Origin of the sequence: Paenibacillus sp. PSB04 (assembly GCF_025809195.1) — a bacterium.
In the GTDB taxonomy this organism is placed as follows: Bacteria; Bacillota; Bacilli; order Paenibacillales; family Paenibacillaceae; genus Paenibacillus_AQ; species Paenibacillus_AQ favisporus.
On record NZ_CP081301.1, the window covers coordinates 4,141,828 to 4,157,200 of the forward strand.

Sequence of the window (15,373 nt, forward strand, 5' to 3'; positions counted from 1 at the left end):
TTACTATGTTTGCAACCCAGCGAAGAGAAAAAATATTGGAGGCGCTTCAACGCGACAAGCAAATCGTGGTGAAGCAGCTGGCTCGCGAGCTGCAGGTGTCTGAAGGGACCCTGCGGACGGATTTGCGGATGCTGGAAGAAGAGGGGGTCCTGGAGCGTACCCACGGCGGAGCGGTTCCGGCGAGGACCAAACCGGTGCCGGCCGAGCCCCGGTATCCGAGCCGCAGCGAGCTGAACTACGAGGAGAAGCGGGCGATCGGGACAAAGGCTGCCGAACTCGTAACCCGGGGCCAATGCATTATTCTGGATGCCAGCTCCAGCGTGCTGGAACTGGCGAAGGCGCTGGTGGAGCATGATTATCTCACCGTCGTGACGAATGGACTGGAGGCTGCCACCATCCTGAACCAGAATCCGCGGATCAACGTCATTTTGATCGGCGGGATCCTCCGCTCCGGCTCCAAAACGATCGAGGGGGTTCTGGGAAAAAACATTTTGGAAGGGATTCATTCCGACCTGTTCTTTACTTCGGCGGAGGGGCTGAGCGTCAGGGAAGGCATGACCGATTTCAGCCTGTACGAGGCGGAGCTGAAGAAGCTGATGATTGCGAGCTCGAGCAAAACGGTTGCGCTGGTGGACCACACCAAGCTGGGCCGGCGGTCGATCGCCACATCCGCCAAAATGGAGGACATCGACGTGCTCATCACCGATGAAGGGGCAGACCCGGAGTTTCTGCGTCAGCTGGGTACGACGGAAGTGTTGATCGCTCCCTATTTATAATACGGCGGCCCGTGATCGTGTCTGAATGGATTTAAATCGTCATATATTGCCATTTAAAAACGTTCACAAAAGCAAACAATCGTTGACAAACGCAGACAATCACAGGGAGAATGAACATATAAGAACACGGCGGGAGGATCTGAAAATGAGTTTGGAAACGGTGGACGGTTTTATTATCGATTTGGACGGGACGGTATACCGGGGGGCGCAAGCCATTCCGGGGGCCAAGGAGAGCATTGCGCTGCTCCGATCGCAGGGCAAGCGGATGGTTTTCCTCAGCAACCGTGGGAACATTTCACGGGCGATGTGCCATCAGAAGCTTCTTTCCATGGGGATCGACGTGCCTGCGGAAGAGATTCTGCTTACTTCCACGGTAACAGCGCGGTACCTTCAGCAGCACCACTCTGGAAGCCAGGCTTGGGTGCTGGGGCCGGACGGACTGCGGGATGAACTGGTACTGGCCGGCATCGGTCTGGCTGAGAGACCCGAGAATGCCGACTGGCTCGTCATCACGCTGCACGAGGAGCTGACTTATGCGGAGCTGAATCAGGCGTTCCGGGCCGTGCGCAACGGCGCCCGCATCATCGCGACCAATGACGATAAATCGTTCCCCGGGGATGACGGGGAGTGCATCGACGTCGGCGGCATGATCGCCGCCATTGTCGCCACGGCGGGCCAAGAGGTCGAAGTGATCATCGGCAAGCCGTCGGCCTTGATGGCCGCAGCGGCTTTACAGGTGCTCGGACTGCCGCCGCAGCAGTGCTTGGTGATCGGGGACAGCCTGGGCTCGGACATCCAGCTCGGCCGCCGGGCAGGCATCCGCACCGCGCTGGTGCTGAGCGGATCGGCAACAAGGCGGGATGCGGAGACGGCCGCAGAAGGCCCGGACATGGTCTGGGAGTCGCTGGCCGAGCTTCAGCATCTCTTGAAGGGAAAGGAAGGAATCAAATGACGGATTGGTTGAAGGATATCAGGGAAGCGGCGGGACGTATGGATGATGCGGATGCGCGCCTCGCCGACATTTGTCCGGTCGTGCTGGAAAGCGGTGCGATTCGGAAGGCGGGCGCATTTTTACAAGACCAGGATTACCGCCGCGTCATCGTCACGGCTGACAAGAACACCTATGCAGCCGCCGGCGAACAGCTGATGGAATCCGTTACGGAAGCAGGGGTTAACGCAAGCGTTACGTTCATTTCCCCTGATGAGCAGGGCGATGTCATCGCCGACGAGCGGTCGATTGTGCAGCTGCTGCTTGACGTGAAATCCACTAAGGCGGATGCGGTGGTTGCGCTCGGATCAGGAACGCTGCACGACGTATCGAGATTTGCCGCATACTCGGCAGGTATCCCGTTTGTATCCGTGCCGACCGCCCCATCGGTGGACGGATTTAATTCCAAGGGAGCGCCGCTCATTATCCGCGGCGAGAAAATCACGATTCAATCGATCGGCCCGGCGGCGATTTTCGCCGACCTGGATATTTTGACAGCTGCGCCGCGGACGATGGTCGCCGCCGGCTTCGGGGACATGCTGGGCAAATGCACGTCGCTGTTTGATTGGACATTCGGGAGTCTGACGGCGGATGAGCCTTATTCCGAAATTGTGGCGGAGATGACGACCAAAGCGCTGCAGCAGTGTGTGGATCACATCGACGCGATCGCGGACCGCACGCCGGAAGGAATCCGGGTGCTGACGCAAGCTTTGATCGAGTCCGGTTTTGCCATGCTGCTGTTCGGCCAGTCGCACCCGGCTTCCGGAGCGGAGCACCATTTGTCCCATTATTGGGAAATGGCGTTTTTACGTGAAGGCAGAAGGGCGGTATTGCATGGGGCCAAGGTCGGCGTCGCCTGTGCGGAAATTTCGCAGCTGTACCACCGGCTGGACACGGAAAATTCCCTGCCGGTTGCTGAGGAGCAGTTGGAACGCGTCCGCGCGGAGCTGGCCAAGGTGCCGTCACCGGATACGCTGCGGGCCTGGCTGCGCAAGGTTGGCGGCCCCGCTTCTATTCAGGAGCTGGACATCGATCCGGAGCTGCTGAAGCGGAGCCTCGCGGAGGCCGACCAGATCCGTCCGAACCGCCATACCCTGCTGCGGGCGGTGAACGATCAGCGGCGAACGTGATTTCGATTGGAACACGTTGTAGCGATTACGTTTGGGTGAAAAAAACGCGTGAATAATTGACTATACTCAAATAAAGGCCGCCGGTATGGCGGCTTTTTTGCGTTTTAATAGACTAGGGTCTGTTTGTTGTTTCGTTTTTAGCACTGGATTTAAAAAAATAAAACGTTTGGAGGACAACCTCCCGTCTATAAGTCAGATCAACAAAAATGGTTCCAGGAGGGCGTCATGACAGAACAAGAGCTAGCCGCAGCCGCTTGCGCAGGAGACGAAGAAGCTTTTTTCAGCTTCTTATCCATTCATAAGCGCAAGCTCTACGGCATTGCATACAGCTACATGCACAACGAATCCGATGCGCTAGACATGCTTCAGGAAGGAGCTTATAAAGGGTGGTTGAAGTGCCATACGCTGAAAGACCCGGCAGCGATGCTGCCTTGGCTTATCCGCATCTTGATCCGCTGCTGCATCGAAGAAATCAGGCGGCGAAAACGCAGGCCGCCGATCGTGATGGAGCAAGCGTATCGAAACAGCCCTGAGATGGTAAGCGTAGCAAAGCTCGATATGGAACATGCGCTGAATCGTCTCAAGCCGAAGTACCGGCACGTGATTATCCTTAGATACTACAACGATATGACTATACCGGAGATTGCCAAGGCCCTCGGGAAGGCCGAAGGAACAGTGAAGACGTGGCTGCATCAAGGTTTGAAACAGCTTCGCGGCAAAATAAATTACGGAGGTGAACTTCGATATGACCAACAATCATGAGGAATGGATGCTGGAGCAAGAGTGGCAGGAAATGCAGCGGGAAACAGGAAAAGTATCGGATCAAAGGCTGGACGAGGTACTTTGGCAAGGCGTTCGAAAAGCCTCCACCGAACGGGCGCGCTGCTTGTCCAAGCACCGGACGGCAAAGAGGTTACGGGTCACCGCTGCGATCTTGGCGGTTATTGTGGTAGGCGGGGCAAGCGCTGCGGCCAGTCGTACGCTGCATCTGACGCCTGCCAAAGAACAGGAATGGAGTCAAGATCAGCTTCCCTCCTATACAGAACGCATTTTTCAGGAACCCGATAATTTTCTGCTGATGGTCAAGCAAGCCGCCGAACACGAACTCTACCATGAGATGAACCAATCCGTAAACGCTGGAGGATATACGCTCAAAATCGAAGGGATCGCAGCAGACAGCCGCAGAATCATTATGTTCTACACCGCAGAGAACGGCAATGGGAACCTCCCTTTACGCCTGAGCTATAACCATCCTCCGAAGCTCCTCGACGGGCAGGGAAGAGCACTGCAAGGAACCTTCACATGGGATACCTATGCCAAGCTCCCGAAGGATCAGCCTCTGACTCAGGGCGTGATGGTTTTTGATTTCGATACCCCCGGACAGCTGCCGGCGAGTTTCCAGATTGAAACGACGTGGTCACAGCTGAAACCTGAGGGAAGCAAGGAACAGACAAGAACCGAAACGCTTGTGGCCCCAGTCACCCTTCAACAGAGTTCGCATGCAGCGGATTTGGAGGAGCGGCCGATTCATGTAGAAATCAATCAGGGCGAACAGCAGGTCACCTTTACTAAAATGGTGCAGAGTCCCTTGCGCACGGACCTCGAATTCAATTACAAGAGCAATACCGGCACACAGATGAACAAGATCGAGGCCACGCTGGAGCTCGTCTCCAAACAAATCAGCTCAAAGCAGCGTTTGGATTTCAATACGATGCTCAGGTATGATCGAACGCAGCTGACACCTAATGGAGGAACGATTTACCTGACGAGCAGCTACTATTCAGAGCATCAAGAACTATGGCTGAACTTTTATTATGCGAGCTTTCAACCCGACCATGAGGTGGAGATTACCGTCGATCCGGACAAGGGGACAATAAGCGACTCCCCGGATGCCAAGATTTTGATCGAGCAAGTGGCGGAGAAAAGCTCTGAGCAAACCTTGGGACTGCGCCTGCTGTACGGATCGAAACAACCGATTGAAGACGGATACTTCGAACTGAAGGATACTTTTACCGATGCGGCGGGACAAAGTCATCCATTGGTTCAGGAATATCAGGCGGGAAAAGGCACCTACCTATCGATCCCGAACTACTGGCAGTATCCCGGACCTTTCCGCTTCGTCATACGAAAATATGAGGGTAACGTTGTTCAAATGAAGGAAGCCGAAGAACAGCGTATACGATGACTGTATATTTCTGAATATTTCATTCCTAGCCTCGAAGTGTATTCGCTAGGCGTGTAATCTTTTTTAATCTAAGATGCGAAAGGCTCCTTTCTAATAGTGAAAGGAGCCTTTTCTATTGTGAAATATTATTTCACGAACCAAGGGGCATATGTGTTGTATTCACTCGGTATGAGGAAAGGACGAGGTAGTGTTTACTGCTGAACCTAAGGCAGTGTAGTGTTGCCAAGCAGTGAGTTAATACTCACTGCTTTAAGTACTTCTGTACAGAGCAAAGCGATTGTACAGCAGCATTGCCCCCCTGCAGCAGCGAGTGTTTAGAGGGTCGAGCGCCTTTGGCTTTGTGCGAAGCACAAAACAAGAAAGCGAGACCGGCTAAACAGGAGCGGCTTCCAAACAGGAGCAGCCCCAAACAGGAGCGGCTTCCAAACAGGAGCAGCCCCAAACAGGAGCAGCCCCCAAACAGGAGCAGCCCTCAAACAGAGCAGCCTGCACTTTTTTACAATTACCATAAAAGAATATTATTACTTCCGAAATAAAATATTATTTCAAAAACCGTTGACCGGAATGAAATTTATCGTTATTATGAAATCAAGAAATAGAAGTCAACACGGATAGGGGGATGGCTATGGATGAGTATCTGGCGGGGTTAACGACAGAAGGGATCAACGATAAAACATTGAGTATAGATGAATGTTCAACCGAAGAGATGGTTCGCCTGATGAATGAACAGGATTCCAAGGTTCCGGCTGCAGTCGCTGCAGAGATACCGCAAATTGTAAGGGCGGTGGACACACTCCATCATGTGCTGAAGAATGGTGGAAGAATGTTTTACGTTGGGGCTGGATCTTCCGGCAGGCTCGGTGTGCTGGACGCTTCGGAATGTCCTCCCACGTTCGGCGTGGATCCCTTGCTGGTACAAGGACATATTGCCGGAGGAGACGGAGCACTGAGAACTGCTGTTGAGGGTTATGAAGACAATGCTGAGGAGGGGGTCGCTTTAATTGAAAGGTGCGGCGTGACAGACAAGGATGCGGTTATCGGCATCAGCGCCAGCGGAAGCGCGACATTCGTCATCGCTGCCTTGAAGAAGGCAGGGGAAATCGGAGCCGCTACGATCGGCGTCGTCAATAACAAAAATTCCAAAGTGGAGCACGTCTGCGACGTATGCATAGCACCTGTCGTAGGGCCGGAAGTGATTATGGGATCAACCAGATTAAAAGCGGGGACTGCACAGAAAATGGTCCTGAACATGCTGACCACCTGTACGATGGTGAAGCTGGGCAAGACCTACAACAATCTCATGGTGGACTTGAAAGCAAGCAATATCAAGCTGCGGGACCGATCGGTGCGTATCATAAAGACAGCAACCGGGGTCGATGACAAGACGGCACTTTCCTATTTGGAAAGCGCTTCCATGAATTGCAAGCTGGCTATTATGATGATCAAAACCGGCTTGGACGCCCAGGCGGCGGAACAAGCGCTGGATCAAGCCGAGGGGAGCCTGAAGAAGGCGATCCGCAATTTTTCGAAAGTGGTCTAATACCAGAGGATATCCTTGAGGAGGCATATTGTTCATGAAGAAAAGAATGCGTGTATTAGCATCCGTATTTGCCGTAAGCATGGCACTGACCACACTGACGGCCTGCGGCGGCAAAGGCGATTCCAAATCGGCCGAAGCGTCCGATCCGAACGCGAAAGATACCATTACGGCGCTGCTGCCGCCGGTATCGGGCAATTTCCAGGACACCTTCGCGGACATTCAAAAGGAATTTACGGAGAAATATCCGAACCTGACGCTGAAAATCGAACCGGCCAGCTGGGAGGACATGACGCAGAAGCTTGATACCCAGGTGAACGCCGGCAGCCCTCCGGACATTGCGTTTATCGGTTCCGACGGCATCTCCAAATACGTTGACCAAGGCATGGCGCTTGACATCAAGGACATCGCCACACCGGAAATGATCAACGATTACGACAAAGGACCGCTGGAATACATGAAGAAGGGCGACGGCCTGTACGGCTTCCCGGCTTATATGGAAGTTCACGCGCTGGGCGGTAACCGCGAGTTCCTTGAGAAGGCGGGCATTGACTGGAAAAAGGTACAGCAGCAAGGATGGACCTTCGATGAGTTCCGTGAAGCCATCAAGAAAGGCGTCGTTTCCGAAGGCGGCAAAACGTCCCGTTACGGCTTCGTATTTGCTACGGCCGGCGTCACTTCAAAAGACTACTTGGGCATTCTGATCAAAAATGCAGGCATGCCTTCCGCATTTACGCAGGATTTGAAATACGCGTACACCAGCAAAAACTATCTTGAAGTACTTAAGGATATCCGCGCATTGATCGACGACGGCTCCATGCCGAAGGAATTGAGCTCCATTGACGCGGGTAAACGCTGGAACATGTTCCTGACCGGCCAAACGATGATCACCGGTAAAGGGATGGCGACCTTCGAAAAATCCGCAAATACGAACAATGAGAAAATCAAAGCCAACGACGGCAGTGCGGTCAAAGGCAGCATTCCAGTGACTTATACGGTTCTCCCGGTTCCGTCTTTCCTTGGTGAAAAAGCCGTTTCCAGCGTAGCGGTTGACGGTTACGTCGCATTCCGCGGCAAAAAGGAACCAAGCGAAGCACATAAGCAAAACGTCGTGAAGGCGCTGTACTTCCTGGCCAGCGGCAAAGTAGCCGCAACGACGAACAACGACCTGTTCGTCGCTCAAATTACGGAAAGCGGCAGAAAAGCGGCGGAAAGCATGCCGGTTGAACGCGACGCGGACAACAAGGCAGCCGTTGAAACGATGCTGAAGAACGCGGCGCCGGCCCGTCCGGACATCCCGGCTGAGCTGGAAGCCAAAGCCATCAAGCTGGAGGACGAAGTGATCGTTCCGAAGCTGCAGGCACTCATTGCCGGCGAGATCAAGCCGGAAGAGATGTACGATGCCGTCAAATCCGCCGCGGTTTCCGCGTTCGGTGAAGACGGAGTAGTGAAAGACTAATCCCTGAATCAAGCGGATAGCCGTGTGCGGGTCACGCGGCTATCCGATATATAGGCTGTAAGAAGGGATAGGAAAGGAGTTTCGCAAAGATGGCTCAACTAGCTAAACCGGCCAAAAGACGCAGAATTAGGGGAGACGGAGCCTGGGCGTATGCTTTTATCGCCGTTGCTTTGGTGGTCTTCGCCATGTTTACCGCTTATCCGGTCGTGAGCGCGTTTATTATCAGCTTCCAGAAATACAAGCCGATCGGCTCGGAGTATGTGGGGTTCGATAACTACATCGCCACATTCAAGGATTCCTTGTTTTGGAAATCGGTGGTCAACACGGTCGTGTACACGATTCTAACCGTCCCCGTATCGTTAATCATCTCCTTCGCCATTGCGATTCTGATCCTGCCGCTGAAGAAAAAGCTGCAGACGACGTTCAAGGCGGTCTATTACCTGCCTGCAGTCGCTTCGGGTGTTGCGCTGTCGGTGGTATGGCTGTGGATCTTCGATCCGATGCCGGAAGGTATTTTCAACAAGCTGATCGGCTTGTTCGGCATCAGCAACCAGAACTGGCTTGGCTCCAGCGCCACGTCGATGTTCTCGCTGGTCCTGATGGCCTGGCTGTCCAGCCACGGCACCAGCATTATCATTTATTTGGCCGCGCTGCTCGGCATCGATTCCAGCTATTATGAAGCCGCCGATTTGGATGGCGCCAACTTTTTTCAGAAGCTGTGGTACATCGTCATTCCGAGCCTGAAGCCGACGACGCTGTTCCTGCTGGTTACCGGGGTTATCGGTTCCTTCCAGGTGTTCCAGAACGCGTACCTCATGACAGGCGGCGGCCCGGACAACTCGACGACGATGGTAGGTCTCCTGATCTTTAACAACGCCTTCAAGTACTTCGAATTCGGTAAAGCGGCAGCCCAGTCCCTCGTGCTCGCAGCGATTATTGCGCTGATCTCGCTGGTGCAGTTCAAGTTTATGGGCAAAGACGTGGAATATTAAGAAATACGTCGCTAAGGCGTCATTTCACAGAAGACAGACCGCGCTTCGCGGAAGTTTTTCTTGCGAGATCAGGATGCTTAAGCGAAAGAAGTTATACTTTCTGATCTCTTAAGTAAGGAGGAAGATCCGAACATGGCACTTTACAGCGAACATACCGGAAAGCCGGCGGCAAAGCGCGCCCGAAACGGTGTGATCATTATCATTTTGATCCTATTTGCATTAGCAACGATTTTCCCCATCTATTTCATGATCATGTCGTCCTTTGGCGATCCGATCGAAGCGGGGGCGGCGAACTATTCCCTGTTTCCGACCAAATTCACGCTGGACTCCTATAAATTCTTTTTTGATTACAGCGAATATTCGTACCGCTGGCTGCTGAACTCGCTGATCGTGGCGACGACGGTTATGGTATCGAATGTGTTTTTCGCCAGCCTCGCAGGTTACGCGTTCTCCAAAATCAAGTTTAAGGGCAGAACGGTTCTGTTTACGATCCTGCTGATCGCCATGATGATCCCTTATCAGGTGACCCAGGTTCCGCTTTACATTTTGATCGTCAACATTTTCAATATTCAAAACACCTACAGCGCCTTGATTTTGCCGGGCCTCGTCACGGTCTACAACATTTTCTTGGCCAAACAGTTCATGGGCAGCATTCCAGGGGAAATCCTTGAATGTGCCAAAATCGAAGGCTGCAACCAGTTCCAGATTTATTTCCGGATCATTCTGCCATTGTCCAAAACGGTGCTGGCGGTCATGGCCATCCTGACCTTTATGGACAGCTGGAACACGTTCTTCTGGCCGTTCCTCGTGACGAACACGATGGATATGCAGACGATTCAGGTCGGTCTGAAAAACTTCCGATTTGCGAATACGACTTATTTTGCGCCGATGATGGCGGGTGCCACCATTTCCGCACTGCCGATGTTCATCCTCTTCTTCAGCCTGCAAAAGTACTTCCTGGAAGGAGTCACGGTGGGAGCCGTGAAGGGCTGATATGGGGACAAAGGGAGAAAAAACGGAGCTAAGGCGTCCCCGGTATGCCGTTGGTCTGATGTCCGGGACTTCGGTGGACGGCATCGATGCGGCCGTCGTGGAAATCAACGGCAATCGGGACGAGTCTCCAGGCGTGCGTCTGGTCGCTTTTGAAAATTCGCCTTACCCGGCGGGTGTCAGGGAAGACATTTTTGCTTTATTCGATCCATGCAACGCAACCGTTGACCGAGTTGGAAAAATGAATGTGCTTTTGGGAGAACTGTACGCCGAGGCGGCTTTGTCCGTGATTGAAAAGGCGGGGCTGTCCGCCGAGGACGTTTCAGTGATCGGTTCACACGGTCAGACGATCTACCATGCTCCAAGCATGGAGCCGTACCATGGCCGTAACGTGCATTACACCGTGCAGATCGGAGAAGGTGCGGTCATCGCGGCAAGAACAGGGATTCCTTGCGTGTCGGACTTCCGGCCGGCGGACATGGCTGTCGGCGGTCAGGGAGCGCCGCTGGTTCCTTTTACCGAATATTTGCTGTACCGGGAGGAACACCGGACACTGCTGCTGCAGAACATCGGCGGCATCGGGAACATGACGGTGATTCCGGCCGGATGCAGCCCCGGTGAGGTATATGCTTTCGACACAGGCCCGGGAAACATGATCATCGACGGGGTCGTGGAACGGCTGTATCCGGGACAATTAACGATGGATATTGGAGGAGCGATCGCACGGTCGGGCACCGCCGATCCGCGTCTGCTCGGCCGGCTGCAGCAGGAGGCTTACTATTCGCAGCCGCTGCCGAAATCGACGGGCCGCGAGCTGTTCGGCTCCTCTTATATAGATAAGCTTCTGCATGATGCCGAAGCGCTTGGCATGAAGGCGGAAGACATTGTCGCCACAGTGACGATGCTGACCGCCTGGTCGATCGGCGACGCCTATCGCAGATATGTGATGGCAGGCCATCCCGCCGATGCGATGATCGTTGGCGGCGGAGGCAGCTACAATCCGGTGCTCATGGAATGGATCCGTCAGGAGATGGCGAAGGCAGGCGTACAAGTGCTGACGCAGGAGGCCATCGGCCATAACAGCGATGCGAAGGAAGCCGTAGCGTTTGCCGTTCTTGCGGATTACGCGATCACCAACCGGCCGAATAACCTTCCTCATGTGACCGGCGCTTCCAGACCTGTCGTCATGGGCAAAATCAGCTATTAAAGGGATGGAGGAACTCATATCGAGATGGTTGTAACTACTTGGAGTGACCAATACACCGGTGCTGTCATTGACTTATGGAACACAGTAGCCGTGCGGGACGGCTACAAGGAGATGACGGAGGCAAGTTTCAGCGGCATATTTACGGATAATCGCTATTTCGATCCGGAGAACACGTTTGTTCTCGTGGAAGAAGGTGAAGTGAAGGGCTTTGCCTGCGGCTGCACCGGCGGCGATCTGCCGCTTGGAGATCATGCGGGGTACATCACCTGCATCGTACTTGCCGACGAAGCCTGCACGGATGACAACTACAAGATGATGCTGGAGCATCTGGAAGGGCGCTTTCAGTCGCTGGGCAAAAAGCAGGCCGACGTGCTGTTTTTCAATCCGATGATGCTGCCCTGGTACATACCGGATACGCCGCGCCACGAGCATAACAATGCGCCCGGTGTGCCGACAGGCAGCAGGCTCCATTCGTTTTTGCTGGGCCAGGGATACGTCGAGAGGGCGCAGGAATGCGCGATGTACCTGAATCTGTCTTCGTTCTCGATCCCGCAAGAGGTTCGCGGGAAAGAAGAGAAGGCCCATGCCGAGGGATACACGGTGGAGCTGTTTGACCAAGGCAAGCATCACGGCGTTAAGGACATGCTGCAGGGCTTCGATAATCCGCTGTGGCAGAAGGAAATCGCCCAATCGACCGAGGACGGGGTGCCCGTCGTCGTGGCGGCGCACCACGGTAAGGTGGTCGGATTTGCCGGTCCGGTTATCCGCCAGGAGAGCGGGCGCGGCTATTTTGCCGGCATCGGCGTTCATCCCGAGCATGAGGGACACGGACTCGGCAGCATCCTTTTTTTTAAGCTGTGCGAAGCATTTCAGCAGATCGGGACGGATTATATGTCCCTGTATACCGGCAGCACCAATCCGGCCATCCGGATTTACGAGAAGGCAGGGTTTAAGACGGTCCGGACATTTTCGATCATGAGAAGGGAGTTTTAAAGCGATGAGCGAACAGAAATTGACGATTATGGCGATTGGCGGCCATGTTGGGGATGCGGAACTGACGGCGGGCGGCGTGCTTGCCAGCCATTCCTTGAAGGGCGACCGCATCGTCACGCTGGCACTGACGGCAGGGGAACGCGGCGTGCCCGCGGGTCAGGATATGGCGGAGTACCGCCAGCAAAAGGTGAACGAGGCCAAGGCGTTTGCCGATATGCTGGGGGGCGAGTCCATCGTGTTCGACATTCCCGACGGCGAGCTGAAGGATACCGAGGACATGCGTCTGAGAGTATGCGACGAAATCCGGCGCGTGAAGCCGAACATCATCATTACCCACTGGAAGAACAGCATGCACAAGGACCACGCGACAACGCATAACATCGTGAACGATGCGCGCTTTTTTGCCGGCCTGGCATCCTTTGAGCGGGAACTGCCCGCGTTTTTCGCTTCCAAGCTCTACTATGCGGAAAACTGGGAGGATGCAGTGGATTACAAGCCGTACGTGTACGTGGACTTTTCACAGGAGGCTTTTGACCTGTGGGTGAAAGCGGTATCGCAGCATTGGTTCGTCACGAACAGCAAGTCCTTCCCATATCTCGAGTACTATAAGCATCTGGCACGCGTGCGCGGAATCGAGGCGCGTAAGGAGTACGCAGAAACGTTTATGATTCCGGCGGAAACGATGCGCCTGCGCCAAAGCGAACTGTAAGCGGAGCCAGGCATTTCATGCCCGCTTGTGACTGTGACGATACCTCGGTTACAGTCATTTTTTTAGGGACGTACACTAATTTCATTACCAGGAGGTCGCAATGATCGCTAACGGAATTGACCGGATCGAAGATTATGCCCATCTGCTCCAAGGGAAGCGACTCGGGCTGATTACGTCACCGACGGGCTTAAACCGTAAATTTGAATCCACCATTCAAATCCTGCATGAGCGGTTCCAGCTGACGGCGCTGTTTTCGCCGGAACACGGGGTTCGGGGGGATCAGGCAGCAGGGGCGCAGGTTGAAACCTACCGGGACCCGATTACCGGCGTGCCGGTGTACAGCCTGTACCGCAAGGACTCCAAGCGGCTGAGCGCGGAAATGCTGGATGAAGTGGACGCCGTCGTTTACGATATCCAGGATGTGGGCGTGCGCTACTATACGTTCATTTATACGATGCTGTACGCCCTGGAGGATTGCGCCAATGCGGGAAAAGAGTTCATCGTCCTCGACCGGATCAACCCGCTGGACGGGGTGACGGTAGAAGGCAACGTCCTGAAGCCCGGCTTTGAATCGTTCGTCGGCAATTACCCGCTCGCCGTCCGCTATGGCTTGACAGCCGGCGAGGTGGCGTCGATGGCGAACGAGCAAATGAGATGGAACGCCCAACTGCATGTCGTTCCATGCGGCGGCTGGGACCGGAACATGCTGTTTCCCGAAACGGGAAACCTCTGGGTCATGCCGTCGCTCGGGCTGCCGCGCTTTGACAGCGCGCTCCTCTACCCGGGAACCTGTTTGTTCGAGGGCACGAACCTGTCCGAAGGACGGGGGACGACGGCGCCTTTTGAAATCGTTGGCGCACCGTTTGTTGAGGCGGAGAAGCTGGCGGACGAGATGAACGGCATGAAGCTGCCCGGTGTCATTTTCCGGCCGGTTTATTTCAAGCCGACGTTCTCCAAGCATGAGGGTGAGCAGTGCGGCGGCGTGCAGCTGCATATTACCGACCAGCGGGCGCTGCAGCCGCTCGAGACGGGAATCCGGCTGATGTATACGCTGAAGCGGAACTATGAAGCATTCGAATTTTTGCCGCCGCACAAGGGCAACATGCTGCCGTTCATCGACCTTTTGGGCGGGGATGATCTGTACCGGAGCGAGCCGCTGGATCTGCCGGCCTTGCTGGAACAGTTCCGTGAGGAAGCTCGCTCGTTTGCCGACATGAAGCAGCAGTATCATATCTATTAGACAGACGAAGGAAGGGATGACGATGCGGTACGTAGCCGGGCTGGATGGCGGCGGAACGAAAACGGCGGTCGCCGTCGCCGATGAGAGCGGCGAAGTAATCGCCGCCTTCGAATCCGGCGGCATCAATTACAACGGACAGGACGAGGCCAGCATCGAAGCCAGCCTGCGCGACATGCTTGGGCGGATCGGCGAGGCCACCGGCGGGCTGGAACGCTGCGCCTATCTGTGCATCGGTGCCGCGGGGGTCAGCAATCCCGCCGTGAGCGCCCGCCTGACCGCCAAGGTCAGGGAAAGCGGCTATGCGGGCGGCCTCCTGATCACCGGCGATCAGGAAACGGCATTGAGCGGCGCGCATGAAAGCGAGTACGGCATGATCCTGATCGCGGGCACGGGCTCGATCTGTTACGGCCGCAACGAACGCGGCGAGACTCATCGCACCGGCGGATGCGGTCACCTGATCGATGATGAAGGCAGCGGGTACGCGATCGGCCGGGATCTGCTGTCCGTTCTGGTCCGGGCCCATGACGGCCGGCTGCCGGAAACGGTCATTACGGACCTAGTCTACGGCAAGCTGGGCCTGAAATCGGTACGGGACATCATCGGCTACGTGTACGATCCAGCCCGGAGCAAAAAGGACATCGCCGCGTTGGCGCTGCTGCTGACCCGGGCATGCGAGCTCGGCGACCCTGCTGCTCTAGGCATTGCGCAGCGCAGCGCGGCTTCGCTCGCCGAGCTGGTAACGCCCGTTGCCGAGAAGCTCGCGCTGCAGACAGGGGCACTGGCCATGGCCGGAAGCGTGCTGCTTAACAACGTGTATATCCGGGACGCTTTTCTGGAGCGGCTGCAGGAACGCTATCCGGAAATCACCTGCATCACGCCCAAAAAAGACGCGGCCAACGGCGCGGTGCTGATGGCGCTGAATCGTCTGCGGGGAGCAAAATAGCCGCATGACCAACCGGTGAACCGTGAAGTCGACCGCCAACCGGCGCCAATAGCAAAACCTCCTTTCCTTGCGGCATATGCCGGCATGATAAAGGAGGTTTTTTCGTTGTAACCCTTAAGATAAAGATGCGTTTCTCATACCTTCGTTTGGAAATGAATCGTCATGCCGGCGGGGCTCCATGTCAGTACGAACCATCATGACGGATACCTGAACGATTCGCAGAA

General features: G+C 55.0%; 14 protein-coding genes. All 14 read left to right on the plus strand.

All coding sequences use genetic code 11. The features are described from left to right. The first annotated feature begins 5 nt into the window (after positions 1–5). The 14 genes from K2F33_RS19210 (at position 6) to K2F33_RS19275 (ending at position 15,149) form a co-directional block, all read left to right on the plus strand. Positions 6–776 (plus strand): DeoR/GlpR family DNA-binding transcription regulator, encoded by a 771-nt coding sequence (locus tag K2F33_RS19210; RefSeq protein ID WP_263878267.1) that lies wholly within the window; start codon positions 6–8, stop codon positions 774–776. A gap of 145 nt (positions 777–921) precedes the next feature. After that, positions 922–1,728 (plus strand): HAD-IIA family hydrolase, encoded by an 807-nt coding sequence (locus K2F33_RS19215; RefSeq protein ID WP_263878268.1) that lies wholly within the window; start codon positions 922–924, stop codon positions 1,726–1,728. Then, entirely contained in the window at positions 1,725–2,894 is a 1,170-nt protein-coding gene (locus K2F33_RS19220; RefSeq protein ID WP_263878269.1) for a sn-glycerol-1-phosphate dehydrogenase, read from the plus strand. The genes K2F33_RS19215 and K2F33_RS19220 overlap by 4 nt, the downstream gene beginning before the upstream one ends. A gap of 225 nt (positions 2,895–3,119) precedes the next feature. Beyond that, entirely contained in the window at positions 3,120–3,656 is a 537-nt protein-coding gene (locus tag K2F33_RS19225) for a sigma-70 family RNA polymerase sigma factor (protein ID WP_116229795.1), read from the plus strand. Further along, a complete protein-coding gene (locus K2F33_RS19230) occupies positions 3,640–5,079 on the plus strand; it encodes a DUF4179 domain-containing protein (protein WP_263878270.1) in 1,440 nt (479 codons plus the stop codon). The genes K2F33_RS19225 and K2F33_RS19230 overlap by 17 nt, the downstream gene beginning before the upstream one ends. A 625-nt stretch (positions 5,080–5,704) precedes the next feature. Further along, positions 5,705–6,619: an N-acetylmuramic acid 6-phosphate etherase gene (gene murQ, locus K2F33_RS19235; protein WP_089547960.1), complete on the plus strand. Its 915-nt coding sequence runs from the start codon at positions 5,705–5,707 to the stop codon at positions 6,617–6,619. Positions 6,620–6,653: 34 nt separating this feature from the next. Continuing rightward, positions 6,654–8,075, plus strand: coding sequence for an ABC transporter substrate-binding protein (locus tag K2F33_RS19240; RefSeq protein ID WP_076171073.1), 1,422 nt, complete (start codon positions 6,654–6,656; stop codon positions 8,073–8,075). 89 nt (positions 8,076–8,164) lie between these two features. Next, a complete protein-coding gene (locus K2F33_RS19245) occupies positions 8,165–9,067 on the plus strand; it encodes a carbohydrate ABC transporter permease (RefSeq protein WP_089547959.1) in 903 nt (300 codons plus the stop codon). Between the two features lie 132 nt (positions 9,068–9,199). Beyond that, on the plus strand, positions 9,200–10,060 hold the full coding sequence (locus K2F33_RS19250; protein ID WP_076171078.1) for a carbohydrate ABC transporter permease: 861 nt from the start codon (positions 9,200–9,202) through the stop codon (positions 10,058–10,060). Between the two features lies 1 nt (position 10,061). Beyond that, the gene (locus tag K2F33_RS19255; protein WP_263878271.1) at positions 10,062–11,264 is read left to right on the plus strand and encodes an anhydro-N-acetylmuramic acid kinase; all 1,203 of its coding nucleotides are present in this window, start codon (positions 10,062–10,064) and stop codon (positions 11,262–11,264) included. 24 nt (positions 11,265–11,288) lie between these two features. After that, on the plus strand, positions 11,289–12,257 hold the full coding sequence (locus K2F33_RS19260) for a GNAT family N-acetyltransferase (protein ID WP_263878272.1): 969 nt from the start codon (positions 11,289–11,291) through the stop codon (positions 12,255–12,257). A gap of 4 nt (positions 12,258–12,261) precedes the next feature. Next, the gene (locus K2F33_RS19265; RefSeq protein WP_089547956.1) at positions 12,262–12,966 is read left to right on the plus strand and encodes a PIG-L deacetylase family protein; all 705 of its coding nucleotides are present in this window, start codon (positions 12,262–12,264) and stop codon (positions 12,964–12,966) included. 100 nt (positions 12,967–13,066) lie between these two features. Then, positions 13,067–14,206 (plus strand): exo-beta-N-acetylmuramidase NamZ family protein, encoded by a 1,140-nt coding sequence (locus K2F33_RS19270; RefSeq protein WP_263878273.1) that lies wholly within the window; start codon positions 13,067–13,069, stop codon positions 14,204–14,206. 22 nt (positions 14,207–14,228) lie between these two features. Further along, complete coding sequence (locus tag K2F33_RS19275) at positions 14,229–15,149, plus strand: N-acetylglucosamine kinase (RefSeq protein WP_263878274.1); 921 nt, start codon at positions 14,229–14,231, stop codon at positions 15,147–15,149. Positions 15,150–15,373 lie beyond the last annotated feature (224 nt).